The 25,694-nt window shown below is 50.2% G+C and carries 23 protein-coding genes; 10 read left to right on the top strand and 13 right to left on the bottom strand.

All coding sequences use genetic code 11. The features are described from left to right. Positions 1 to 121: 121 nt before the first annotated feature. From AACH41_RS13330 to AACH41_RS13320, 3 genes are all read left to right on the top strand, one after another. Complete coding sequence (locus AACH41_RS13330; RefSeq protein WP_338655654.1) at positions 122 to 2,287, top strand: adenosylcobalamin-dependent ribonucleoside-diphosphate reductase; 2,166 nt, start codon at positions 122 to 124, stop codon at positions 2,285 to 2,287. A gap of 195 nt (positions 2,288 to 2,482) precedes the next feature. After that, a complete protein-coding gene (locus tag AACH41_RS13325; RefSeq protein ID WP_049637539.1) occupies positions 2,483 to 3,175 on the top strand; it encodes an NrdJb in 693 nt (230 codons plus the stop codon). Between the two features lie 62 nt (positions 3,176 to 3,237). Further along, complete coding sequence (locus AACH41_RS13320; protein ID WP_338655652.1) at positions 3,238 to 4,347, top strand: hypothetical protein; 1,110 nt, start codon at positions 3,238 to 3,240, stop codon at positions 4,345 to 4,347. A 39-nt stretch (positions 4,348 to 4,386) separates the two neighbouring features. Here AACH41_RS13320 and AACH41_RS13315 read toward each other — a convergent pair whose 3' ends face one another. Next, positions 4,387 to 4,806 carry a hypothetical protein gene (locus AACH41_RS13315; RefSeq protein WP_338655650.1) on the bottom strand — a complete coding sequence of 140 codons (420 nt, stop codon included), beginning with the start codon at positions 4,804 to 4,806 and terminating at the stop codon, positions 4,387 to 4,389. Further along, complete coding sequence (locus AACH41_RS13310) at positions 4,803 to 5,999, bottom strand: hypothetical protein (protein ID WP_338655649.1); 1,197 nt, start codon at positions 5,997 to 5,999, stop codon at positions 4,803 to 4,805. The genes AACH41_RS13315 and AACH41_RS13310 overlap by 4 nt, the downstream gene beginning before the upstream one ends. A gap of 402 nt (positions 6,000 to 6,401) precedes the next feature. Between AACH41_RS13310 and AACH41_RS13305 the strand changes: the two genes are divergently transcribed. Then, positions 6,402 to 6,776, top strand: a complete 375-nt coding sequence (locus tag AACH41_RS13305; RefSeq protein WP_338655647.1) for a lysozyme inhibitor LprI family protein — start codon at positions 6,402 to 6,404, stop codon at positions 6,774 to 6,776. 380 nt (positions 6,777 to 7,156) lie between these two features. Here AACH41_RS13305 and AACH41_RS13300 read toward each other — a convergent pair whose 3' ends face one another. Beyond that, entirely contained in the window at positions 7,157 to 7,936 is a 780-nt protein-coding gene (locus AACH41_RS13300; RefSeq protein ID WP_338655646.1) for a DUF1223 domain-containing protein, read from the bottom strand. 163 nt (positions 7,937 to 8,099) lie between these two features. Here AACH41_RS13300 and AACH41_RS13295 point away from each other — a divergent pair, with 163 nt between their 5' ends. The 3 genes from AACH41_RS13295 to vapB all read left to right on the top strand — a co-directional run bounded on the left by AACH41_RS13295 (position 8,100) and on the right by vapB (position 9,209). Further along, positions 8,100 to 8,348 (top strand): type II toxin-antitoxin system Phd/YefM family antitoxin, encoded by a 249-nt coding sequence (locus tag AACH41_RS13295; RefSeq protein WP_194748922.1) that lies wholly within the window; start codon positions 8,100 to 8,102, stop codon positions 8,346 to 8,348. Continuing rightward, positions 8,341 to 8,751 carry a putative toxin-antitoxin system toxin component, PIN family gene (locus tag AACH41_RS13290; protein WP_275357861.1) on the top strand — a complete coding sequence of 137 codons (411 nt, stop codon included), beginning with the start codon at positions 8,341 to 8,343 and terminating at the stop codon, positions 8,749 to 8,751. Before AACH41_RS13295 ends, AACH41_RS13290 begins: the two co-directional genes overlap by 8 nt. Before the next feature lie 74 nt (positions 8,752 to 8,825). Continuing rightward, positions 8,826 to 9,209: a type II toxin-antitoxin system VapB family antitoxin gene (gene vapB, locus AACH41_RS13285; protein ID WP_338655645.1), complete on the top strand. Its 384-nt coding sequence runs from the start codon at positions 8,826 to 8,828 to the stop codon at positions 9,207 to 9,209. Here the strand turns inward: vapB and AACH41_RS13280 are convergent. The 8 genes from AACH41_RS13280 to AACH41_RS13245 form a co-directional block, all read right to left on the bottom strand. Beyond that, positions 9,116 to 9,430 (bottom strand): hypothetical protein, encoded by a 315-nt coding sequence (locus tag AACH41_RS13280; RefSeq protein ID WP_338657616.1) that lies wholly within the window; start codon positions 9,428 to 9,430, stop codon positions 9,116 to 9,118. The two genes, vapB and AACH41_RS13280, sit on opposite strands and share 94 nt — an antisense overlap. A 59-nt stretch (positions 9,431 to 9,489) precedes the next feature. After that, positions 9,490 to 10,581, bottom strand: coding sequence for an ADP-ribosylglycohydrolase family protein (locus tag AACH41_RS13275; protein ID WP_338655644.1), 1,092 nt, complete (start codon positions 10,579 to 10,581; stop codon positions 9,490 to 9,492). 14 nt (positions 10,582 to 10,595) lie between these two features. Continuing rightward, the gene (locus AACH41_RS13270) at positions 10,596 to 11,345 is read right to left on the bottom strand and encodes a tetratricopeptide repeat protein (protein ID WP_338655642.1); all 750 of its coding nucleotides are present in this window, start codon (positions 11,343 to 11,345) and stop codon (positions 10,596 to 10,598) included. 31 nt (positions 11,346 to 11,376) lie between these two features. Continuing rightward, positions 11,377 to 12,612 (bottom strand): PatB family C-S lyase, encoded by a 1,236-nt coding sequence (locus AACH41_RS13265; protein WP_338655641.1) that lies wholly within the window; start codon positions 12,610 to 12,612, stop codon positions 11,377 to 11,379. Next, positions 12,594 to 14,699 (bottom strand): 5-histidylcysteine sulfoxide synthase, encoded by a 2,106-nt coding sequence (ovoA, locus tag AACH41_RS13260; RefSeq protein ID WP_338655640.1) that lies wholly within the window; start codon positions 14,697 to 14,699, stop codon positions 12,594 to 12,596. The genes AACH41_RS13265 and ovoA overlap by 19 nt, the downstream gene beginning before the upstream one ends. Positions 14,700 to 14,900: 201 nt before the next feature. Further along, a complete protein-coding gene (locus AACH41_RS13255) occupies positions 14,901 to 15,743 on the bottom strand; it encodes a hypothetical protein (RefSeq protein WP_338655639.1) in 843 nt (280 codons plus the stop codon). A gap of 96 nt (positions 15,744 to 15,839) precedes the next feature. Then, positions 15,840 to 17,249, bottom strand: coding sequence for a HAMP domain-containing sensor histidine kinase (locus AACH41_RS13250; protein WP_338655638.1), 1,410 nt, complete (start codon positions 17,247 to 17,249; stop codon positions 15,840 to 15,842). Continuing rightward, positions 17,239 to 17,922: a response regulator transcription factor gene (locus AACH41_RS13245; RefSeq protein ID WP_338655636.1), complete on the bottom strand. Its 684-nt coding sequence runs from the start codon at positions 17,920 to 17,922 to the stop codon at positions 17,239 to 17,241. Before AACH41_RS13245 ends, AACH41_RS13250 begins: the two co-directional genes overlap by 11 nt. 248 nt (positions 17,923 to 18,170) lie before the next feature. Between AACH41_RS13245 and AACH41_RS13240 the strand changes: the two genes are divergently transcribed. Genes AACH41_RS13240 through AACH41_RS13230 form a run of 3 tightly spaced genes read left to right on the top strand, consistent with a single transcriptional unit; the run spans position 18,171 to position 23,805 of the window. Beyond that, on the top strand, positions 18,171 to 19,559 hold the full coding sequence (locus AACH41_RS13240; RefSeq protein ID WP_338655634.1) for a TolC family protein: 1,389 nt from the start codon (positions 18,171 to 18,173) through the stop codon (positions 19,557 to 19,559). After that, positions 19,556 to 20,707, top strand: a complete 1,152-nt coding sequence (locus AACH41_RS13235) for an efflux RND transporter periplasmic adaptor subunit (protein ID WP_338655633.1) — start codon at positions 19,556 to 19,558, stop codon at positions 20,705 to 20,707. Before AACH41_RS13240 ends, AACH41_RS13235 begins: the two co-directional genes overlap by 4 nt. Further along, positions 20,704 to 23,805: a CusA/CzcA family heavy metal efflux RND transporter gene (locus AACH41_RS13230; RefSeq protein ID WP_338655631.1), complete on the top strand. Its 3,102-nt coding sequence runs from the start codon at positions 20,704 to 20,706 to the stop codon at positions 23,803 to 23,805. The genes AACH41_RS13235 and AACH41_RS13230 overlap by 4 nt, the downstream gene beginning before the upstream one ends. 79 nt (positions 23,806 to 23,884) lie before the next feature. Here the strand turns inward: AACH41_RS13230 and AACH41_RS13225 are convergent, their stop codons facing one another. Beyond that, complete coding sequence (locus AACH41_RS13225; protein WP_194748910.1) at positions 23,885 to 24,121, bottom strand: DUF2789 domain-containing protein; 237 nt, start codon at positions 24,119 to 24,121, stop codon at positions 23,885 to 23,887. Between the two features lie 215 nt (positions 24,122 to 24,336). Then, positions 24,337 to 25,665 (bottom strand): chloride channel protein, encoded by a 1,329-nt coding sequence (locus AACH41_RS13220; RefSeq protein WP_338655629.1) that lies wholly within the window; start codon positions 25,663 to 25,665, stop codon positions 24,337 to 24,339. Positions 25,666 to 25,694: the final 29 nt, after the last annotated feature.

Genomic DNA, 25,694 nt, shown 5'->3' with positions numbered 1-25,694 from the left:
ATCCCCTGGCCCCGTTCCAAAACGCATCCCGCCCCAGCCGTTGCCAAGCTTGTGGCGGATGTTTGTTGTAATAACCCTGTTTGTCAAACCAATAAGAATCACCAAGGTGTGGGAGAACTCGATGTTAAAAGCTGTTGAACAAAAGAAAGTCCAGTCAGAAGGCGTTGCCGTGGAGATTCCAGTGCAGCCCGTCTCACTCGATATTTGGGACAAGAAATACCGTCTCAAAACCAAGTCGGGCGAACATGTGGATCAGGACATGGACGATTCTTATCGCCGCGTTGCGCGCGCGCTGGCAGACGTCGAGACCACCGAAGAAAAGAAAAATGAATGGCACGAAAAGTTTTTGTGGGCGTTGCGCCGTGGTGCGATTCCGGCAGGTCGCATTACTTCTAATGCGGGCGCGTTAGAGCACAAACCCGCTACCTCTACCATCAACTGCACCGTGTCTGGCGTGATTGCCGACAGCATGGACGATATTTTAGGCAAAGTGCACGAAGCCGGCCTGACGCTCAAAGCCGGTTGCGGCATTGGTTACGAGTTTTCTACGCTACGTCCAAAAGGCGCGTTTGTGGCTGGCGCGGGTGCTTACACCTCTGGCCCGTTAAGCTTTATGGATATCTACGACAAAATGTGTTTCACCGTGTCCAGCGCCGGTGGCCGCCGTGGCGCGCAAATGGCGACCTTTGATATTTCGCATCCAGACGTGACTGACTTTATCAAGGCCAAGCGTGAAAACGGCCGTTTGCGCCAGTTCAACCTGAGCTGCCTGATCACCAAAGAGTTTATGGAAGCCGTGAAAGCCGATGCCGAATGGCGCCTGGCTTTCCCTGTCACTGAAAAAGAAGCCATTATTGACGGCCTCAACGTCAACGACGAATCACAAGTGGTGTGGCGTGATTGGCCGGTCAAGCACAAATACCTGACCAAAACCGAAGGTCCAGAAGCCGGTAAAGTGGCTTGCCGCATCTACAAAACCATCAAGGCAAGACGTCTGTGGGATGTGATTATGTCCTCCACCTACGACTTTGCCGAGCCAGGCTTTATCCTGATCGACCGCGTCAACGAGATGAACAACAACTGGTTCTGCGAAAATATCCGCGCGACCAACCCATGCGGTGAGCAGCCATTGCCGCCATACGGTGCCTGCCTGCTGGGTTCTGTGAACCTGACCAAGTTTGTACGCGAGCCATTCACTGACAACGCACATTTTGACTGGGACGAATACCGCGAAGTGGTGGCCGTGTTCACCCGCATGCTCGACAACGTGGTCGAAATCAACGGTTTGCCACTCGAGCAGCAACGCCAGGAAATCGCCCGCAAACGCCGCCACGGCATGGGCTACCTGGGCCTGGGCTCCACACTCACCATGCTTAAAATGAAATACGGTGAAGAAGATTCAGTCAAATTCACTGAAGAAGTCACCCGTATCATGGCCGAAGTGGGCTGGGAAATCGGCGTGCAGCTGGCTGAAGAAAAAGGCCCGGCACCGATCATGGATGAGAAGTTTGAAGTCACTGCCGACATGCTGCGTGTGCGCCCTGAAATGGCTGCGGATGGTATCAAGGTCGGCCAGAAACTGGCAGGTAAAGTGTTGCTGGGTAAATATAGCCGCTATATGCAGCAGTTCCCCGAAGGCCTGCGTAACCAGATCGCGACTAAGGGCGTTAGATTTACGCACCACAGCTCTATCGCGCCTACCGGCACCATTAGTTTAAGTCTGGCGAACAACGCCAGCAACGGCATTGAGCCGAGCTTTGCCCACCACTATGCACGTAACGTGATTCGTGAAGGCAAAAAGTCTAAAGAGAAAGTCGACGTATTCAGCTACGAGCTGCTGGCCTACCGTGAACTGGTAAACCCAAACGCCATGCCGTTTAGTGATAAACCAGAAGAGCAGTTGCCGGATTACTTCCTCGACTCATCCACCATCATGGCCAAGGCCCACGTGGATATTCAGGCCGCCGCACAAAAATGGATAGACAGCTCCATCTCCAAAACCATTAACGTGCCGACCGATTACGACTTTGAGGATTTCAAAGACATCTACCTCTACGCCTACGACAAAGGCCTGAAAGGTTGTACGACGTTCCGCTTTAACCCGGAAGCATTCCAGGGTGTGCTGGTGACCGAGAAAGATTTAGAGAGCACCACTTACAAGTTCACGCTCGAAGATGGCACCGAGATTGAAGCCAAAGGCAACGAAGAGATTGAATATGATGGTGAGATTCACACGGCAGCGAACCTCTTTGATGCGTTTAAAGAAGGCTATTACGGAAAATTTTAGTGTTTGCCTACTGCGCTCGCCATTGCGGCGTTGAAAAGCAGTTTTAAATCCTCATGTACTCGTTTGTACACTCCGGTTTAAAACCGCTTTTCGCCTGGCACTGGCTTCGCTCGCGACGGCAACCATCTAAAATTTTTGGACCGCGTTTAGATTATTGAATTTATTGAAAAATTAAGCTCCAATAGGGAGAACAACATGGCAATCAAGATCGACAAAAAAATCACCGCCTACAAACTGGTGACCGATGAAGACAAAAAAGCAGCCGAGGCCGCAGCAGCGCCTGTCACGAATATTATCCAAATGGGCGAACCATTAAGCCGCCCAGATATGCTTGTGGGTAACACCTACAAGATCAAAACCCCGGTAACCGAGCACGCGCTCTACATCACCATCAACGACGTCATCATGAACGAAGGCACGCCGCAAGAGCACCGCCGCCCGTTTGAGATCTTCATCAACTCCAAAAACATGGAGCACTTTCAGTGGATCGTCGCGCTCACCCGCGTCATGTCCGCCGTGTTCCGTAAAGGTGGCGATGTCACCTTTTTGGTAGAAGAGCTTAAAAGCGTGTTTGAACCTAGCGGGGGCTACTTTAAAAAAGGTGGCAAGTTTGTGCCCAGCCTGGTGGCCGAGATTGGTGAAGTGGTAGAAAAACACCTGCAAGAAATCGGCATGCTGAAAAAACCAGGCCTGGACGAACACCAGCAAAAACTGGTAGAAGAGAAAAAAGCTGAATACCTGGAAAAACACGCCAAGTCAGGTGAAGAATCAAATGACGAAGGCTTCCCCAAAGGGGCTCAGCTTTGCAAAAAGTGCAATACCAAAGCAAGCATTCTGATGGATGGATGCATGACCTGCTTGAACTGCGGGGATAGTAAGTGTGGTTAATCAAAAGGGGCATAAGCCCCTTTTTTATTTATATGGAAAATCTTTAAATGTTTAATTAAAAAATGGTTACCGCAAGACAAAAACAAGTCATACCGCAATTAAATGATGTAATTGATGTGATTTTAAAAGTTACGCCTTCATCATTAGTCCAGAAAGAAAGATTAGGGTCTGAGCTTTGCTTCGACAGTGTCGTCTCAATTGCTGAGAAAATTCTTGATATTGTAAATGATCTCGATGGGCTTAATCTCGAAGAGGTTCCATATTCAGTTTTAACTGGAATTCTGAGTTATCTTCAAACAGTAAGTAACATTTATGCTGCCATACAAAGCATTTCTCCAGCGGATGTTCCAGCTCACAAAAACAATTTTACTACGCAGTTAGAAGACCATTGGGCCAATTTATATCCTTTAGTTTACTCTATAGTTTCAGCGCAACAGTCAAAACTGTCGAAGAATGAAATAGAGTTATTGTCGAATCAAGTGCAAAGCTCAGTAACATTGGCATCAGATGTAGCTGAAGTTTTGAAGAGGAAGCAAGAAGAAATTAGCCTAGAGTTGGATAGCTTTCTTAAAAATAAATCTCAAGAGTTTGAGCAAGTGGGTTCATCTACATTAGCCCAAGTAAAAGGTGCTTTAGATTCAATCAGAAATGCGGCTGCGGAAGCAGGGGTGAGTCAAAACTCAGTTCATTTCATAAAAGAGGCGAATGAGCATTTGAGATCATCAATTTTTTGGTTATGGACGATATGCATACTTTCGCTGGCATTGGTTTCATTTGCGTTATGGGGAACTGGAGTTTTGGTTCTAACTGGTGCTGAAGATCCCGGCAATAGTGGAGATTTAATGCTTCAAATTAAGTTCTATCTTCAAAAAACGGTGATCATATTTGTGCTAATTTTTGCTTTAATTTTAGCAACTAAGAACTTTAACTCTGCACGGCACAACTACGTTGTTAACAAGCACAGAAGTAATTCTTTAAGCTCTTTTCAAGCTTTTGTATCGAGCGCATCTGATGAGCAAACGAAGAATGCAGTACTTTTGCAGGCAACACAGTCAATTTTCATTCATCAACCAAGTGGTTATATCAAAACTGATGGAGAAAATTCATCGCAAGGGACCGTTATTGAAGTGATGAGAAGTATTGGTTCCGTTAGTAAAGACAGAGCCAGTTAAATAATTTAGATAAATGCTAAAGAGATTTTCCTTAATCTATTATCGAATGTCTTTGAATCTTTTTAAAGTTACTGATGACGTAAGAAACTCTTTTTTCAGTTTTTTTATAAGTCTAATATCTTCAGTAAATACCGTGATGTCTTTAGAGTCAAAAAGATCACTATGCGAAGACGACATATGCACAATAGTGTGAATGGTTGCCAGAATTGAGATGTCACCTAATCCTGTCATGTTAAAAAAAGATTTCCCCTCATGCTTGTTAAGCATTTTCTTATAAAAATCAATGTAAATAGCCTCATTGAATAAGTGATGATTCCCTATGGAAATAAACTCTTTTGGTAGATTCTGATTTGTGAAGGTGATCTCATCCAAAATTTCGGGAGCCAAAAAATATGTTTCAGTGCATGAAGATGTGCTTTCAAAAATATGAGTTACACAATTTGTATCAATCAAATTCATAGATGAATCTCCGCCTTAAGATCTCTGAATCCCGTTTTATTTATCCCGCCATATATCAAATATTGTGCTTGAGTCGCAGCTAGAGTTTGACTCTGAATGCCTGCCTGTATCGCCTTGTAACAAACGCCGCCGCAGAATTTCTTGACTGCGGTAGATACGTGAGGAGTTCGCATGACTCTGGTTTTCCCACCTTCAGGATGGTAGGGATCTGGCATAAGGTTGTTGAACTCCGGTTCGCTAATTATTCCTCTATTTTTTAAGGTTGTCACAACTGCGGTCGGAGATATTTTTAACCTTCTCGCTATTAAATCTCTGATTTCTACAGTGATTGGCATATTGGAATATTCGGCTATTTCAGATTCCGGCATTAAAAGCTGACAGGTAATATTGTGTAGTGGTTGTTCTCTTTTAGTTGTCTGTGCTTTTTTATAGGTAAAGGATTTACTCATAATAAAGTTATATTGATTAAGGCCAATAATGACAAGCAAGTAAACCAAAGTGTAAAGCTGCCGACTGTCTGCTTCATCACTGATTTCGTTAGGTAAAAATATGAAAGGTACTTTTTCGTCTTGTATTGTGAAGCCACTAGTATTTTTATATACGTTGCTGTCCACTACTAAGTAATGAGGAAGCAATTTGTGAGTTAGAACGCCTCGACAAATATTTATATTCTTATTTTGAATTTTGGTTATGAAATACTCTAATGCCTTATTACTACCTTTATAAGCCCAATACTTCTCTTGATCAATTTCAAAGTACTCTAGAATCCTATTTGCTGCGTCTTTCGGATTAAGGCCAATTAATAATCCGGGGAAGCCATTAGTCGGTAGATTTTTGTTTTCATTTAAGAAGTTTTGTTGACGAATTAATCTATCAATAATTCTTTTGGACGTTATATCTCCACTACCTTTTCTTTTTGCTAATAGTTTGCTTGAGACTTTGTGTTTTCTTTGCGATTCAATGTGGTTTATATGCTTTTTAAGGTTTTTCTCATCAAGCAAAAACATTTGCCATGGAATGAGCAGTCTTTCAGACTCCTCTTTAAGCTCATGAAGCTCGATTTGATTGAGTTGAAAGGCCCTAGATAAAACGGGCCTTGTAGGTAGTTTTTCTTCTGGATACAGAAGTAATAAATGATTAACTACTTTATCGCTAATTTCAGTGGCTCTATGCCCCTTAATTAAAATCCACATCAAACTACCTCTTAGGTTGAAAGTTAGAACAACTCATTTACTAAGGGTGAAGCAATGTTTCTGGGAAAAATATACCCTAAATCAAGCCTGATTGTGTGCATATTTTGGGAATTTTCCGCGCAACTTCGGGGTCAGGTCTTGCAAAATCACATTTCAAAATAAACTAAAGCTGCAAATCGCGACTTTTTTGACTCCCCATCAAAGCCAATTTTGTCTCAATTTCTAGCATTTTCTGGCTGTGTGGAATAATTGGGTTCAGAGTCACTTAATCCGTGATGAAACTAAGAATTGAAGTTCTTGGATTGATATGTACATACTTAGTCTCCGTTAATAAATACTTCATGATCCAACAGTAGTATGATTTTTTAAATTTTTAACAAAATAATTATCATCGGGGTCATCATGAAAATAATAACAACACTACTATTAATCTGTATTTCAGGCTTGGTATTTGCTAACTCCGCTTGTGATAAACCAAGAGATGATTTCGACGGTTTGTATTGCTTAAATAAGGTTTACCAAGAAGCAGACAAAGAGTTGAATGAAAACTTCAAAAAGCTAAATTCAAAATTGGACGCTGATGGTAAAAAGGCTTTAAAGTCAGGCCAACTTTCTTGGATGTCGGAAAGAAATAGTAGTTGTTCCAAGCGCGATGGCGAAGCTTTCTTCGTAAATCTGAATTGCGCCTCCAGTATCACCATAAAACGTTCCCAGTTTTTGCAGGACCGAATTCGAGAGTGCTTAAGCTCTGGTTGTCAAAATAGTAAGCTTCTCTAATTAATCAGTTAATCCATACACTGGGGTTATAGATGCATATTCCCTCATCTTATCGACCTGGTTATCTTCGAGGCGGTGTTATCCCCGATGATATGAGGCTTTTCTGGCTTTACATCGCCTTAAGTATTGTATGTTTGATAATTGCTGCGCTACTCGCCAGAGTCAAACTAACGACTTTCCCGATTAATCCAATTTACTGGCACTACTGGGTAATGGCTAACGCCAAAACTCCACCAGTGATTGGAGATGTATTTGAGCGACCAAGAAATTACAGGTTTTATGTAATCTTTTGGGCCTTATCAGTCTGCTTTCTGATTTTTTCAGTAGTCATTCTTTTAGCAATACTATTCTAAGAGAATCACAATTGGGGTTAGCGTAAATTAATCCTCGCACGACCCTAAAACCAATGCCTGCAAAATCTCCCCCGTCGCTGAATTCTGCACAAATGCGACCACGCTAAGATCACGCTGCTTCCAGGCTGGTTGAAGCTGAATTTCATGACTTTCATTTGTTTTGCCATCCGCCCCCACCTTAAACGGCCCTAACCACTGGCGCACGACATAATCATGGCGCAACACCTCACCACGGTTTTCACCCGCATTCACGGTGGATTGCAGGTTGTTTTCTTGTAGCGCGAGGTAATAGACCAACGGACCTGCCTCTGCGGTTTTGATGTTTGTGGATACTTGTACTGACTTCGCCGTGGTGGAATTAACCATCAGGCGAATCTCGGCTTTGGCTGGCATACGGTTGATGTTGGCAATCTCATTCTTAAAACGTGAATCACTTAACCAGCTACGGTTATCCTGCCCGTTGATGGCAATTTGTGGGGTATACACACCACGAGCATGCCCTGAGGCGGCCATGTCACGTTGCCGTTTGGCGAATGCAGGGTTCGCAAAGTTATCTTTCCAGCCTATGTCATCCCAATAATCCACATGCAGGGCTATTGGCACAATGTTACCCAACTGGTTGCTTTGCGTTTTTAGGCGCGTTAACCACTGGTCAGCGGGCGGGCAGCTGCTACAGCCTTCTGAGGTGTATAGCTCAACAAGGGCATTGGTTTGTGGGCCGCTGACGGCACTGCATTGTGTTTGCGCGATGACGTTTGACGCAAACACGATGGCGCATAAAGCGGTGAGCAGAGGTTGTTTGTTCATGACGGCACTCCATCAATTGGCTGGAGTGGATTGGTCGTGTGACTTGTTGATGCCTTACACGTATTTGTTCTCCGACGCAGTTTCAAGACTAAATGTGATAGTTTGTACAAAATGTACAAAATAGACATTTTGTACTATTATTAGGCAAACAGGAGAGTTGATTATGCAATATGTTTCTGCAACAGATGCTAAACAAAATATGGCGGCTTTAATTGATACGGCACAACGCGAGCCAGTGACGATTCGTCGTCAAAACCGTGATGTTGCGATTGTGCTTTCTCCCGCTGAATATCAACGCTTGCGCGGGCTGAATCTTGCTGAGTTTCAATCATTTTGTGACCGTGTGGGGCAGCAGGCGGTGGCAAATGGCTTAACCGAGGACAAATTAGCCGAGTTGCTGACCAATGAGTGAGGCGTTACGGGTAGTCTGTGACACCAATACTTTGATCAGTTATTTGCTGTTACCGAACAGCGTTTCATCAATTGCCGTGCGTAAAGCTTTTGAGCAAGGTGTATTGCTGGTGTCTGAGTCTACGCTCAATGAACTGGCGGACGTATTATCTCGCCCAAAGTTTGACCGCTATATTTCGCTTGAAGACAGGCAAGCTTTTTTTAGACTGTTTAGTCGCATGTATGAACGTGTGAATATTGTCTATCCCGTGAATGCCTGCCGTGACCCAAAAGACAATCAATTTTTAGAAGTCGCCGTGAATGGTGGTGCATCGATGATCATCACGGGCGATGCTGACTTGTTGGTGTTGCATCCTTTTCAAGGCATCTCTATTTTGACTGCCGCACAGTTTAATGCGCTTTGAATTAAGCAGGTTTGCAACTATATTTTTCGTGCTATACGCTAATGCTACATGCGTTTTGACGAGAGGGATGAACGATGGCTATAAGCACGGTGTTCATTAACAATCGCACGCAAGCTGTTCGCCTGCCTGCTGAAATGCGCTTGCCAGAGGATGTGAAACTGGTGAACGTGCGTGCACTTGGTAACGAGCGCATTATCACGCCGATTGCTGAAACCTGGGATAGCTTTTTTAATGCTAACTTGACGGTGAGCGATGATTTTATGCCAACGCGGTCGGGCGGTCTCGCTTACAGTCGGCCGCATGGTTCATTTCAAATACAACGCACCATGCGCGGGAGCTACATAAAAACAATTGCCTTAAGCATTCACCGCGTATTTTTCTTATATATACGGAAAGACTCCACACTCAACTGCCTGGTGATGGTTTTGATTTCCAGTGTTTGCTTGCCTTTTTGGTAGAGGAATGTGCAGCCGTCAATTTCCATCGAGATGCAATCGGTGACCTCTGTCATGCCCATGTTGTAGATTTCTTGCGCGTATATACTAGCCCGATCAATCTTGGTGTTTTTGATTGGCGCCCACCCTTGATCAATCAGCGTTTGCTTGACCTCGTTGTATGGTTTGCCTTCAGTCATAAAGCTTAAGTCATTGGCAGCAAAGGCAACGCTGCAGCTCATCATAAAGAGGATTGCTAATATTTTTGTAAGCATGGTTTTCACCGCCTGATTAGTCAAAATGTTTAGGCAAACTGTGCCACAAACTGCTCAACTTCGTGGTGAATAGCATCGTGTGCGGTGAGGCCTTTGATCCAGCGTGGCGGAATCGCCTCCAACCCCAACGAAGCACCCAAAATCGCGCCCAGCACCGCACCGCGGTGGCAGTTATCCCCGCCGACATTGGTGTTGGCAATAAGCGCGCTTTCAAAGTCATCGTGGTAGCGGGTGGCGAGGTAGAGCACAGATGGAAACGACTGGTCTATGTAGCAGGCGGGGCTGAGTAGGCCACCAATCACGTCGAGGTCAGATTTTTGTGTGGCGCGCACTTGCGCCACGACTTTGGCGGCCGGGAATCCTAACTGACTGGCCGCAGCGCTGGCGAGTTGTTCGTTGTCAGGGTGTGGTGAGTTGAAAATTTCAAACAAGAGTTGGCTCAGTGCCAGCGTATGGCGCTCTAACTCGGTTGAGCGGTGGGTGAGGTTTTGTTGCGTTAAGGCGGCTTGGTTGCAGGCGGCCAGGTCGTTCGCCTTGACGCTGGCCATGACCACCATGGGGATGTTCACCAGGCCGCCGATGGAGGCGGTGTCATGGCCTTCGTCGCCCGCACATTTTTCCGGGGCCACGCCTTTGGCATAGTTGGCAAAAAAATCACGGTGGTATGACTCAGCATAAGTGTCGTTGTGCTGATCGGGCTCGGTCATAAAGCGCACATAGGCTTGCAAAAAGTCTGCGGGATCATGCTGGCCTTGGGCGATAAGGGAGCGCAGCAACACACGGGCGCACAGCAGGTTTAGCGTGTTGTCGCCTGCCTGCATGCCTTGGTGATAGTGGCCGTTAGGCAGGCCCCAGAATTGTTTTTTGCCTTTTAAAATCACACTGCCGACAATGTCGCCCGCTTGTGTGCCGCGGCCTGCCTTGCCTGTGCTGGCCAGGGGCATGATGGAGCTGGGGTGGCTGGCTTTGGGCGCTTGATAGTCGCGAATTTGACCAAAGTCTTGCCAGAGGGCGGCGATGTTGTAATACCAGTGCACGGGCATGGCCAGCGCATCGCCAATAAACATACCCCAGAGGGCGCCGCGCACTCGGTCTGCACGTTGAAGGGTGGTGATTGGCATCGTGTGATCCTTGTTTAACAGCCTTGCAATTGCTGGCTTTTACATTGCGTGGCCAATTGGGTGGCCGCGGCTTTTTGCTCTTCGCTCATTTGCGCATAGAGATAATTCAGCATTTTGCTGTGGCGATTCACCAGGCGTTTTTCTTCGTTTTGGGTTGCCAATATCAACCACATCGCCGCTTTGAGGGTACTTTGTTCAACGCCGGCCCCTTGCTGGTAAAGCTCGGCCAGGTAGCCCTGGGCTTCACTATTGTTGTTGCTGGCGGCCTGGCTTAACCAGTGCACGGCGGCGGACATGTCTTGCGCAATCACTTCGCCCCGCAAATACAGCATGCCTAAATTGAGCTGCGATTTCACATGACCTTGCTTGGCTGCTTGCTCGTAATAGGCCACCGCTTGCGGGTAGCTGATGCTTTGAATCTGGCGCTGAAACACCAGTGAACCCAGCGTGTACTGCGCCTCTTTGTAATTCAACTCGGCCGATTTTGTGTACCACTTGACCGCTTCGTCCATGCTTTTGGGCACGCCATCGCCGTTCTGCGACATCAGGCCCAGGTTGTAGCAGGCTTTGGCATCGTTTTGACTGGCGAGCGACAGATAAATGGCGTGGGCAGCGGCATAGTCTTTTTGCAGTAGCTTCTGTCTGGCTTCTTCTAGCGTGTTTGCCTGCGCGAGGCTGGCTGCACACAGCACGCACAGCATCAATGCGGTGGAGATTGCTTTGCTGAATAACTGCGCCAACATCGTTTTAGCTGCTTGCGTCATGGCTGTTCCTAGCGTGTGGTGAGGGGAGTATTTAAGTTGAGAGACCGTGACGGCTGCAGGCGGCTTTTAATCGCGCCAGCGCCGCGAGCACGTTGGCTTGGGGGGTGCCTATGTTCATGCGCATAAAGCCTTCGCCGCCATGACCAAACATCGCACCGGGCGAGAGGCCGAGTTGCGCTTCTTCAATAAAAAAGCGTTTTAATGCGGCGTCATGCAGATTGAGGGCGCGGCAATCCAGCCATAGCAGATAAGTGGCTTGCGGAACGATGACTTTGATACTGGGCAGCTCTGCCTGAATATACGCCACTGCCGCATCGCGCGTAGCTTGCAGATAAGGCATCAGATCATTTAGCCAGTTGCTTCCGCCGCGATAGGCCGCTTCAAAGGCGGCCATGTTGAGTGGGTTGGTCACTGAGAGGCCTAGCGTGTTGAGCTGGCGTTGAATGGCTTGCCGATGCGCGGTGTTTGGCACAATCAAGGCTGAGAGACCCAGGCCTGGAATATTGAAGGTTTTGCTGGGCGAGACGGCGGTAATCACGCGGTGGGATAACGCGGTTTGCTCGGCGGTTTCGGCTTGCATGGCCAAACGGCTAAGCGGCTGGTGTTGCGCTTCTGCATAGACTAAATCGGCATGGATTTCGTCTGAGAGCACTATTAAATCATGTTGGTCCGCGATGGTTAAAATAGACTCCAGCTCTGACGGTTGCCACACCCGACCTACCGGATTATGCGGTGAGCATAGCAGCAGCATGCGCGCCTGTTGCGCGCACGCCGTAAGGTGGTCCATATCCATCTGGTATTGCGGCTGTTGTGCGTGATCGGAGGTCAGGCGTAACGGGTTTTCAAGCAAACGCCGCTGCTGGCCCGTGACCGCTGAAAAAAACGGAAAATACACGGGTGGTTGCACGATCACCGCGTCGTTGGGGGCGGTGAGGGCAGCGACGACCAGGTTGAGCGAGGGCACCACGCCGGGCGTGAGCACAATCCATTCGCGCTGGACTGGCCAACCGTGCTTGATTTGTAGCCAATCAATCAGCGCTTGATACAGGCTGTCGGGTGCCAGGGAATAACCAAACACCGGATGGGCGATGCGCGCTTGCAGCGCCTCGGTCACTGCTGCGGGCACGGCAAAATCCATATCGGCCACCCACATGGGCATGACATCGGTGGTGCCGAAGGTTTGCTGGCGGCCATCGTATTTTAATGCGCCGCTACCTTCACGCGACACGTGTTCCTCAAAGCGGTGGCTCAACTGACGCGCTCCCATAACGTCACTTCTGACAGCGTATGCTGAAATTTGTGGCGGGTTTCACGAATCACAAACGGAATCTCTACCGGGGCTTTCATGAGTGTAAAGTGCGGGCTTAGCAGCGCTTTCAGGCCATCCAGCGTGGTCACATTTTCGCCATCTTGCTTGTAGCCGCCTATCCATTCCTCACGCGGGGTGTGCTCTTCCAGCCAGGTATACGGCGAGGTGATCATGAGTACGCCACCGATATTCAAGCGCTCATGAATGGTGCTCAAAAACTGGCGTGGGCGATAGAGCCGGTCAATTAAATTGGCGGCCAGAATAAAGTCGTAGCCGGTGAATTGAGGCTTGAGGTTGCAGGCATCGCCCTGCCAGAATTCCACTTTATCGACCACCTGGTCTAAGCCTAAGGCACTCAGTGTGCGCTCCTGGTAGCTGACCAAGTCGCCTTCATTGACCATGGTGTAACGCAACACGCCCTGTTCGGCCGCTTGTAACGCCAAGCCAATAAAGCGGGCAGAAAAGTCTATGCCGGTGACGTGCTCAAACTGTGTGGCCAGCTCAAAAGTGGCACGGCCGGTGGCACAGCCCAAATCGAGCGCTTTGCGTTTTGGTTTGGCTTGCAAATGCTGCAGGGCATAATCGCTCAGCGCTTTGGGGAAGTTGGGTACGCCAAAATAGCTGTCACCATAATGAAATTCGGCATACTCCGACAGCTGCTTGTCAGATTCGTAATACGAGCTGTTATTTTCTAAGGGGGTATCAGTCACAATATAGCGGAATCCTGCATGTTGAAAAAAATGTCGGCGAAAGGCGTAGCGTGCACTTTTAATCGCCTCGTTGCCCGTTGAGATCCAGGAGCCACCCTTGATGAGATTATGGCGGCCATCATAGGTCGGGGTGGTAAAGTCATCGTACAACGGGTGTACTTTAAAGCCATCAAACGGAAAAATGGGTGTTTCTGTCCATTGCCAGACATTGCCCACCACATCATACAGCTCACCATGCGCAAACTGGTTGACCGGGCAAGACGATGCTCCATGGTCTAAAAACAGATTGGCAAGATGGCCGTTGGTGACCTGGGCGTCGGACAAGCCTGCATGTTCATACAGACTATACCACTCCTGCTCGCTGGGCAGACGCACTGGTTTGCCCCGCTGTGCCGACAGCCAATTGCAAAACGCTTTGGCCTCATGGTAATTGACTTCTACCGGCCAGCTCCATGGCATGTCGATTTCTTCCGTCAGCAGGCGCAGTTGCCAGCCAGAGGCTTGTTTGATCCAAAACGTGGGATGCTCGGCTTGCGTGTAGGTGCGCCAGGCCCAGCCTTCTTCTTGCCAGTAGGCCTCTGCCTGGTAGCCGCCCGCTTCCACAAAGCGTAAAAACTCGGCATTAGAGGTCAGGTATTTGGCCGCCTCAAAGGCCGGACAGTGGCCGTGAAATTGACCGTATTCGTTATCCCAGCCGTAATACGTGTCTGACTTGCGCAACACAATTTCACGCGCCGGGATAGGCACCAAGCGATTTTCAGGGGCGACCACATCCCGCGCAGCAGAGGGTGCCCATGCGGGGGAGGGGCGAACATACTGTAAGGCATGTTGCCGGATCAGTACCGAGCTGGTTTCCAGATGGATGCGCTCATGCTCAATGCCCATCAGAATCGGCCACCACGGGCTCTCCCAATCAATCGGCAGCTCAAAAGGCAGGCGCGTGATCAGTTGGTCAACCACTTCGCGCACCTGTGCACGGTATGCCTTCACCTCCGCTGGCGTTGGCCATTGGTAGTGGGCTTCGTTCACATCATCCCAGCCCATTTCATCGACGCCGACCGCAAACATGGACTCAAACCTGGGATTCACGCGTTCGGTGATGAGCCCGGCAAGAATCAGCTTGTTGATAAAAAAGGTATGGGTATGGCCGTAGTAAAAAATCAGCGGATGTCTTAGCGCAATGGGTTTCACGTAGTACGCTTGCTCGTTGCTGAGTAACGTAAACAAGGCTTCATAGACATCTGAGGTCTCATGAAAATAAGCCCGTATCTGCTCACGGGTGAGCGATGTGTGATCCTGGCTAAGTAGAAGGCTGCGATGAGGAGGTTTGGTCATGTCTGTCGTGATCGGTTTCGTGGCCTGTCTATCAAGCGCATCTTTAGAGATTGGAAAATAAACGCACACAGGGGGAATGCAAATCCCCAGGCAGCGCTTGTTTATTGAATAGCATTTGAAATGATTGGTTCAATTTGAATGCACGATACTCATTTGTGTCGTAGCGATGGATAGGGTGCGCAGCAAATGGTGGCAAGGCTGTTATGCAATCAAACCCAGCCATTGCGCCGCGCCCACCGCCGAGGCCTCTACAGCTTGTTGATAAGTGGCCGTTGCTGGCAAATGGTCAGCCAGCTGGTGTAGCGATCTGTAGCCAGGGTCTAAGCGTATGTCTTTTTCGCGGAAGATGCTGTGCTCTTGGGCATAGGTGTCTGCCAGCGCTCGCAGCGATTCGGCCAAGGGCTTGTTGGGCGCGCTGGGGATAAAGTCACCCAGCAGCCACAGGTGCACATTCTCTTCCTCGGCATAGCCTGCTTTAGGGTCAGCCAGCATCATCGCATGGTCTATTCTAGCCTGAGTTTCAACTTCTTTCGGGTCACCATAGGCGACCTCGTAATATTTCACCGCACGTGTGAGCAAAGAGGTCGGGCCGTCAATCGGCACCTGGCCCACCGCATAATAGCCTGCAATTGCGCGCAGGCTTTGCAAATGATGCTCTTTGCCGACAAAGTGGATGGGTTCACCTTGTGCCTGCAACGCTTGAATCCCCGCCGCCATGTCTTTGGTCGCGGCGTAAATCAGCGCGGCGCTCTGTTCAGCACTACCCCGCTTGGCACTAGCACGCTCGGCATTTTTTCGGGCCAGGCTGTAGTTGATCATGGCGGTGCCGTTGCGATACAGCTCCAGCGCACTGGCGGCAGCGACTTCACCCTGCGCATCCAGCACCACCGACACAGCCATTTTGGTGCCGTTGGCATTGCCGCCCGCCAAGGCAGCCAGCCAATTAGGCAACTGCTCTGCGGGCCATTCCGGGTATTGCTCGCGGGCAAGGGCAAACACTTGTGGCAGCAGCCGGGCTTGCTCGGTGACGCTTAAGTTTTGCAACCTTACGATGCTGTGTGCTGGGGGTAGCGTGTAGTGGTGTCTCACGATATTTGGGGCAGAGTAAAGAGATGACATTTTAATGCTCAGCATTCAAGTTCAAAGCGGTAGTGGCCGTTGCGGCGGTGCCCAGCATACCGTAAAGATGGATCCACCTTCTGGATTCGGCGAGTGGGTGATCTCACATTGACAATGCCTGGCTAGCGTTTTGACTAACGCCAGCCCCAGCCCACTGCCGGGGATCGCATTTTTGAGTACGGTTCTGCCACGATAAAAACGGTCAAAAATAAAGGGGGCTTCATCGGCTGGAATCCCGGCACCGAAGTCAATAATCTTCAACACTACGCCCCCTTGGTGTTGGATGGCCTCAACGATGATTTTATTGTTTAAAGTGAACTTGATGGCATTGTCGATGAGGTTGCCAATCAACAATAATGCAAACTCTTTTTGAGCCACAATGGATAGTTCGGCGGGGATCACCGTGGTGACGCTTAAATCGCGTTGTTGCAGACGTTGGCGAGCTTGGTGCAGCACTTCGGTCATCAAGTCGCTGACTGATAAAACCTCTTTGTTCAGCGTCTCCATATTGGCATCCAGTTGCGCCAATAGCAGCATGCTATTCAGCATTTTTGTTAAATGATCGACTTCATCCAGACAGGACATCAGGACTGCTTGATATGCCTCTTTGTCTCGGGGTCTTCTCAGTGCGACCTCAATATCTGTTCGCATTCTGGAGAGGGGCGACTTCAGTTCATGAGACGCATGGGAGGTGAAGTTTCTCTGGACCTCGAAAGCGCTTTCCAGTCTCTGCAGCATCGCATTCAGGGTGTTAATCAATTCGCCTATTTCGTCATCCGCATGGTCATTGGAGAGCCGCTGATGCAGATTTTCCTGATGGATGTTTCTGGTCTGTGACACGATACGTTGAATCACTTTAAGAATACGGTCTATGGGCAGCAAGCCTGCCCATACGATCGCACCGGCGAGCGCGACGGCCATGAGCATGAAGATCATGGTTGCCGTATTGAGAATGCGATCAATATCATCCATGGACCCGGCTACCAGCACATAGTAATAATGAGCGTTTTTGTAAACGGGAAACACCACTACGCGTAAGGGCTCATTATTAAAGTGATCAATGGTTTCGAAGCTGGCACGGTGATGCTGCCTGAGCGCCTGAGGCGTGATGGGGAGGTTGGCCTCCCCCAGATTGCGACTCTTGGCGAGGGAATGGCCGTGTTCATCCACAATCTGTACCAGTCTATCCAGTCTGTTTAATGCAATCCGGTCTTTATCATGTTGCCAGTCATGAATGCGGATATCTGAGCGATCCTGCAGGGAGATCAGCATTTCTGCTTCAGTTTCCGCCAGGGAAAGCAGGGCATGATCCAATTGATTTTTGGCGGCGATGGAGAGTTGCCACCATGAGAAAAGCGCAGTGAGCGATACGATGACCAGGATGAGTGTCAGATAGGTCAGGGTGAGTTTCTGACGAAAGTTAATTTTCAATGCTGGCTCTTTCTTCAAAAATAAAGCCTTCTCCCCGTAGGGTATGAATCAATTTTGGCTGTCCTGGAAGCTCCAGTTTTTGACGCAGATTCTTGATGTTCACATCAATCAGGTTGTCGATTGCAATCCAGTCCTGTTGCCAAAGGCGTTGTGCAATGGTTTTGCGGGAAATCACCTGCGCGGAATGCAACATCAATAATTCGAGCAGGTCAAACTCTTTGGGCGAAAGCGTGATGGCATGGCCACGGCGCATCACGGTTTTATAGCGCAAGTTGAGGATGACCCCGTGCTCGGAGAGTAGCGTGGATGGCGACCTGCGTTGTCTTCTCAGCAGTGAATTCACTCTGGCCAGCAGCTCATCAAATGCAAACGGTTTTGCCAGATAGTCATCCGCGCCGCTGTTCAATCCACTGACTTTGTCATTGATGGCATTTTTTGCCGTCAGCATCAAAATGGGTAACTCCATTTTATTTTTTCTCAGTTTGATGCATAAACTTAATCCGTCTTCATCAGGCAGCATCCAATCCAGAATCATTAAGTCAAAGTGATGCATCAACGCATCCAGCGCCTGGCTTACACTGCCAGCAATCTCAACCTTGAAGCCTTCTTCCATCAAGCCTCTGGCAATAAGTTTGGCGGCTTTGAAATCGTCTTCAACGATCAGAATTTTCATGGTTGCATCTCTATCATCCGTCTTACTAAGTTTTGGTCATTTGCTGCTGCGTGCGCCAAGCATATTAAATGGTTAATGCATCATATTCCCTGAAGAATAATTCAGGGAAGTCAAACGCAATAAAAATTATGATGCCGTCAATCCTGGCAACGCTCACTTAGAAACACTAAAAATCCAGCTTTTAGAAAGGGTGTAATAAATTCTTCATAAAAGCTGTTCATGATGAACGACATTTGCACTTCTCCTTTATGCAGTTATTACGCCTCTACGCCAGACTCCTGCTGCTGATCATGCCGATGGCATTGCAGAGCCCCGGTTTTGCTGAAGGGTATGTCGTGCCGCCCGCCTTTGTCAAAGACGGCCTCTCCGCCCGGTTACCCGATCAACATCATTCACCGCTGGCTGCTGAGCAGCTGGAAGACACGGCGCTCGATCTCAACAAAACCATCTATCTCGCGCTGCAGGCAGACCCACAAATCAAGTCTGCGGTGGAAGGCATTTATCAGGCCGAGGCGGATCTGGTCACGGCCAAGTTGCCGCCTAACCCGGTGATGAATGTCTCCAATACCTTGATGCCGCTGAATCAGTCTTTTAACGTCAATCGCCAAGGCGGCCCTCCGCAGTTCGACCTCGGGGTGGCATATCCGATTGATTGGTTTGTGTTTGGCAAGCGTGCGGCAGAGATGCGTGCTGCCCAACTCGGGGTGGAGGTGGCCAAGGCGAGTGTGAATGACACTATCCGGTTGCGCATTGCTGGGGCGATTGCCGCTTTTTACGATGTGCTGGAGGCGCAAAATCTGCAAGCGCTGGCGCAGGAGGATTTCACCGAGCTGGCGGCCCTGAAAGCGTTGACGGAAAAACGCGTGTTAATCGGCGGGGCCGGGTCTATCGAGCTGGATAGAGTGAATTTGTCTTTGCTCTCTAGCCAAACCGAGTTGCGCACCAAACGGGTGGCTGTGGAAAATGCCATCAGCCGCCTGAAGGCCTTTCTTGGCATGCAAAAGAACAAAGTCATCCACGTGGTTGGCAGCCTGGAGATTGAGCATCCGCAGCCGATCAGTGATCCTGAGCATTTGATCCAGATGGCCGAGGAAAACCGGCCGGATATCGCCATGCTAAAGCGGCAAATAGAACAGTCAGTTGGCAATATCGAGCTCGAAGAGGTCAAGGCTTATCCCTCGGTGGTGACCCATTTAGGGGTGACCCGCCAGTTTCAGAAAGAGGCGATTGGTTTCCCGGATCAGAATGCCTGGGGCATAGGCGTGGATGTTTCGTTGCCGGTATTTGACCGCAACCAGGGCAATATTGCCAAGGCCAAATCACTCAAAAGACAGAGCGAGCTGGATCTGGATACGCAGCTGATTGAGCTCAGGTCTGAAATCGAGCGAAATTACCACATCTATGACGCTTCGTATCTGGTGCTGGTCAATGAGGCAGACACCAAGCTGGGTGTTTCTAAAGTGATCCGTGACAAGATGAAAGCGGCTTACGCGCTGGGCGGCAAGAGTCTGTTCGAGTTATTGGATGCGCAAAGAAACTACCGCGAAACCAATCGCGTACACATTATGACGTTATCCAACTATTGGCATTCGCTCTACGCCTTGAATGCAGCCATTGGGAAGCAGGTTTTAAAATGAGTCAATTACAAAAAAAAGGCGCCCTGTTTGCACTGGTGTTGTTGGGGATGGTAGGTGCCGGGCTTTATTATATGACCGCACACTCGGCCAAACCGGCGGTCGCGTCGGCACCGGCCCAGCAGGGGCAGGCAGTGACGCTGTTACGGAACGGGCAAATCCTGATTGATCCGGCTTCTACCTTTAATCGCAAGATTCTGCGCGAGCAGCTGCAACTGCAAGCGGTCAGTTTGCCGGACTTGACCGTGACAGGCAGCATTATTGCCAAACGAAAACCGACCAGCGCGGCCGACGATGAGCAGTATGAGTTCATCAATCAGCAAATCTCCAGTTTGTATGCCAACTGGAAAAACGATGGCAATGAAATCGAGTTTCTGAGCAAGCAGTACAAGAAAACTGCCGAGCTGAACGAGGCTAAGTTGCACTCGCAATGGATAGAGGTGGAGCGCCTGAAAAAACTGGTGGATATCGGCACAGAAGCTGCCAGAGACTTGAGCCTGTCGGAAGCCAACTTGCTGCAGGCGCAGCTGGAAGGGCAGAAAGCACTATTTGATATTCAGAGCGCTTTAAACCAGGCAAGAAACAACCGTGCGGATGCGGAACGTCAGCTGTTTCAGCAGGGCATAGACATTGATTTACTGATCCGCCTGAAGGCGGATGAAGTGCTGGTGGCGGGCGATGTGCCGGAAATGAATGCCGGCAAGGTGTATGCAGGCCAGGCCCTGACCACCGTGTTTTACGGCAATGCGGATAAACCGTTTGCGGGTAAGCTGGCGAGTATTTCTCCGCTGGTGTCATTTGAGAAGCGTTCCTTACGCATTTACTATGCGCTGCAGGACAGCCTGCATCAGCTCAGGCCCGGCATGTTTGCCGATATCCAGTTAGGCACTGAGCAGCGCAAAAAAATGCTGGTGTCGAATGAGGCCCTGATTCATCTCAATAAAAAAGATTATGTCTTTGTCTTGAGCCAGCCGAATACCTGGAAGCTGGTGGAAGTGACCATCGGCGATAATTTTGATCGTAAATCAGTTGAAGTCCTGTCCGGGCTGCGAGAACACGACACCATCATTGCGCATGGCGCCATTTTGCTCAAGCCCTTGGCCATCAAGGCGGTAGAGATTGTGAATGCGGACGAGAGTGCTGCATCATGATGGCGAAATTGATTCGCCAGGCATTGCAGTACAAATGGATCGTCATCGGCGGGCTGGTGGCGCTGAGTCTGTTGAGCCTGTATTCCCTGTCGCGCATGAAAATCGATGCCTATCCGGATATTTCATCGCAAATGGTGCAGATCATTACGGTGTTTCCGGGCAAGGCACCCGAGGATGTCGAGCGCCAGGTCACGGTGCCGCTCGAAATCCTGATGAAAAATGTCCCCAATGTGGAGACCGTCCGCTCGCGGACCATCTTTGGTTTGTCGGTGATTCAGCTTATTTTCAAGGAAGGCACCGAAAGTTACTGGGCCCGGCAGCGCGTGCAGGAAAAACTTTCACTGTTTACGTTGCCGCCGGGGGCTGAGGCCGAGCTAGGGCCACTGGCGACGGCGTATGGGGAGATGGTGCGCTATCAATTAACCGGCGGTGAGGGCAGCGATCTGGTGCAGTTGCGTACCCTGAATGACTGGGTGGTGATCCCCAGGCTGTTACGGGCGGATGGGGTAGCCGAGGTCACCAATTTCGGCGGCTATGAGAAACAGTACGGCATTATTCTGAATCCCTCGCAATTGCGTCGCTACGATGTGTCGGTGAATGATGTGATTGAGGCCGTGCAATTAAACAACGCCAACTCGGGCGGCAGCCTGCTGTCGCGAGGCAGTATGTCGTTTGTCATTCGCGGTGAAGGTGCGATCAAGAGCAAGAAAAATATTGAGGATAGTTTTCTCAAGAATATCGATGGCCAGCCCATTTACGTGCGCGATGTGGCCAGTGTGCAAATCAACAAAAAGATTCCGGCCGGGATTTTTAGCAAGAATACGGTGGATGAATCCGTCGAAGGCATCGTCTTGCTCAGAAAAGGCGAAAACCCCTCCGAGGTGCTGGCCAGGGTCAAACAGGCGATACAGGAGCTGAACGACGGCATGCTGCCCAAGGGCGTCCAGCTGGTGCCGTTTTATGACCGCAGTGAGCTGATCAACAGCACCTTGCATACGGTGACGCATAGTGTGGTGTTAGGCATTGCGCTGGTGTTGCTGGTGCTGTTCTTGTTTTTTGGACGGCCCTCGCTGGCTATTCTGGTGGCCTTGACCATTCCGGTGGCGTTGGTGTTTGCCTTGCTGGTGATGTATTTGACCGATATCCCGATTGGCTTGCTGTCCTTGGGTGCGATTGATTTCGGTGTGCTGGTGGATGGGGCGATCATCATTTCTGAAAACATAGCCAGACGCCTGGATGAGCGCAATCATGTTGCGGATCCGCCATCGGTGGAGCTCTCGGTGCTCAATGCCACGCTGGAGGTGGAAAAACCGGTATTCGTTTCAATTTTGCTGATTATTGGCGGCTTTTTGCCTCTGATCTCGCTGACGCATATTGAGGGCTTGCTGTTCCGGCCCATGGCCATGACCATTATTTTTGCACTGATAGGTGCCAGTTTATTCTCATTCTTTGTGGTGCCGGTGCTGGCGACCATGATCTTTAAACAGGGATTCAAGGAGCGGCACAACCCAGTTCTAGAGCGCGTGAATCAGTGGTATACCCGTGGCATCACGCACTTGTTGCGCCATGCCTCAAAAACGCTGGTGGTGGTGTTTGCCAGCCTGGTCTTGCTGCTGGTGTGGGTAGTGCCCAAAATCGGCAGCGAGTTTTTACCGTATATGGATGAAGGCGTGGTCTGGGTGCGCGCCAATTTCCCGGAGGGGACGTCGCTTGAGCAGACCGCACTGTTTGGCAAGCGCTTGCGTGAAATTGCACTGCAGTACCCGGAGGTGAAGTATGCCACCATTCAGACCGGCCGCAATGACAGTGGCACCGACCCGTATCCGCCAAGCCGGATCGAGATGATGATTGTGCCGCAACCGCATGAGCGCTGGCAGCAGTTTGCCACCAAGGCCGAGTTGATTGTTGCCCTGGGGCAGGCATTTAGAAATGAGTTTCCAACCACCCGATTCAACTTTACCCAGCCTATTATCGACAGTGTGACCGAGGATTCCAACGGCACCTCGGCCGATATGGCGGTGGAGTTTTCCGGGCCAGACCTTGATGTGTTACTGGGCTTGGCCAGGCAGTCCGAGGATTGGCTGAAAACGGTGGATGGTGCGGTGGATGTGAATATCGAGCAGGAGGGGCCGCAGCCGCAGCTGGTGATTACGCCCAACCGTGCCTTGTGCGCGCGCTACAAAGTCAATATTCATGATCTTTCAGCATTTATTGATAATGCGATTGGTGGTGCACCCGTGGGCGTGATTTACGAAGGCGAGCGCAGGTTTGATATTGTGGCCAAGTTTGACAAGGCGGCCATCAGCTCTGTCAATGCCATAGAACGCTTGCCGGTAACCAATACCGATGGCGTGACGATCCCGCTGTCTCAGGTCGCTACCATCCGCGTGGTGGATGGGCAAACGATTATCGCCCGCGGTGATGGCAAGCATAGAATTACCGTGCGCAGCGACATCCGTGGCCGCGATCAGGGCGGCTTCGTTGCCGAAGCGCAACAGTTGCTGGCACAAAAAATGGTGATTCCAAACGGTTATCGGATGAGCTGGATCGGCATGTATGAAAATCTGGACCGTGCTGCCAACCACTTCAAGGTGCTGGTGCCGCTGACCATGGCCATCATCTTTGCCATCCTGTTTTTCTTTTTTAAATCCTATCGCGATACGCTGGTGGTGTTGTCTGTGTTGCCTGCCGCGCTGGCGGGCGGGCTGTTGGCGCTGTTCATGCGCGGCATGCATCTGAATGTGTCTACCGGGGTTGGTTTTGCCGCCGTGTTTGGGGTGTCGATCATGAGTGGGGTACTCATGGTCAAAACCATTAAAAACTATTCAACGCCGGGGCAGGCCTTGCATACCGCGATTATTGAGGGGGCCAGTGTTTGCATGCGGCCAGTCATGATGGCCTCATTGGTCGCGATCTTGGGCTTGCTGCCCGCCTCACTCGCGACGGGGCTGGGCTCGGATGTACAACGCCCGCTGGCGACGGTAATCGTATGGGGGCTGTTCTTCTCGTCAGTGATTTCGCTGTTTATTTTGCCGGTGATGTATCAGGCCTTGCACGGCAGAAATACCAAGCCAGAGACCGCATCCGCGCTGGTATAACACACCTTATAAAAAGCCGCCGCCTAGTGCGGCTTTTTTATCAGAGGCTGTACAGGCTCTGCCGCATAGCCATCCTCCATTATTTGGCATGTAGCCTGGCATTCAGCTGGTCGATGACCTCTGCCCAGTCCGCATCCTTCAATATTTCTTCTCTTAAAAAAGCGGCTTGCGCCGGTGTCCAATACGGGGCATCCGCCAGTGAAATGGTGCCTGCCAGTTGACGATGCGTGTGGATAAACTGTTCAATCTCGGCATCACTATTTGGCAAGCCGAGTTGGGCAAACAGATTGTTGAGGCTGTGTAGTGACGCTTCCATAAGGCGGACTCCTGACGTTGTGGGGTTGACTAAGCACGGCATCAGCGAGGCGGGCAAATGGTTCGCCTGCCTGCGTGCGCGGTCATTGTGGTCTCCAGTCTACGCTGAAACTTGGTCGGCTAGGGTTCTCTGACGGGTGCCTCGCCCTTTATTCTGCTCGCATTCCTTATGCGATGCGCGAATGCTGTGTGCGCTTTGGCGTGCGCTGCCTGACCTCAGGGGTGATCCAGCCGCTTTTGATCTGGCGGGCCAGCGGTAAACTGGCCAGCAAGCACCGAATAAAGCGGGCGGCTGAAGATGCGCGAGGTGACGGTGGCAATCAGTGACACCGCCATCAGGCTGATCACCATTTCATGGCCGTCTATCATCTCCATGACAATAATAAACGAGGTGATGGGCGCTTGTGTTACGCCGGCCAGAAAGCCGGCCATGCACAAGGCACTAAAGGCAATGGTAAGGTGGTGGTAATGAAAAATGCTGGCTAAGTCATAGCCTATGCCCGCGCCGATAGAGAGCGCCGGGGCAAAAATGCCGCCGGGGATCCCGCTTAAATAAGTGAAGATGGTAGAGAGGTATTTGACCACAGGGTAGTACCAGGTTTCATTGATGGAGCCATTGAGCATGGCCTTGGTGAGTGAATACCCTGAGCCATTGGCGGCACCATGACTGACAATGCCCAGGCCGGCCACCAGCAGCGCACAAAAGCCCGTCCAGTATAGCGGATGACGGGTACGCAAGCGGGTGATTCTGCCGGGCAGGTTTTCTGTGAGTTCGATCAGGGTTTTGCTGAAGATGCCGCCAAATACGCCACACACCAGCCCGCCAATCAGCACGGGCAGCAAAATTTGCGTATCAATCGGACTCACTCTGAGGCTGCCAAAATAGGTGTAATTGCCTTGCAATGAAATCGAAACCAGCCCGGACAAGACAATGGCCGAAATCATCACGCCATTGGTTCTTTGCTCAAATTTGCGGCTGAGCTCTTCTATGGCAAAGATAATCCCTGCCAGCGGGGTATTGAACGCCGCCGAAATGCCCGCGGCTCCGCCGGCCAGAATCAGGTGTTTAGGGTCGATTTGAAAGGTTTGCGGCAAAAAGCGGCGAAAGGCATGCATGATGCTGGCCCCCACCTGTACCGAAGGGCCTTCTCTGCCTGCGGAAAAACCTGCGGCCAGACCGAGGATGACCAGACACATTTTGGAGACCGCAATTTTGATCGACACCAAATGGCCAATCGGCTGGTGTTCTTCATATGAAAGCGCCGCCATGGTCTGCGGGATGCCGCTTCCGGCGGCCCCGGCGAACCAGCGCTTGGTCGCCCAGACTATAAAAATGCCTACCACGGGCATGACGATGAGCGGTAGCCACCAGAGCGCCGATTGCATCTGATCAAACCAGGCGATGGCATACTCGGTGGCACGGGCAAACAACACAATGACCAGCCCGGTGATGATGGCCGCCGACCAGATGATCAGACGGCCTAGCCACAGATGCACATCAGTCATTTTGATGGAGGCGAGGATATTTTTCAGGTCGTTCAGCATGGAGGTATCGCTGCCAGTTTACCGAGAGT

Source organism: Methylophilus sp. DW102, assembly GCF_037076555.1.
Taxonomy (GTDB): domain Bacteria; phylum Pseudomonadota; class Gammaproteobacteria; order Burkholderiales; family Methylophilaceae; genus Methylophilus; species Methylophilus glucosoxydans.
This window is presented reverse-complemented; position numbering and strand designations above follow the sequence as displayed.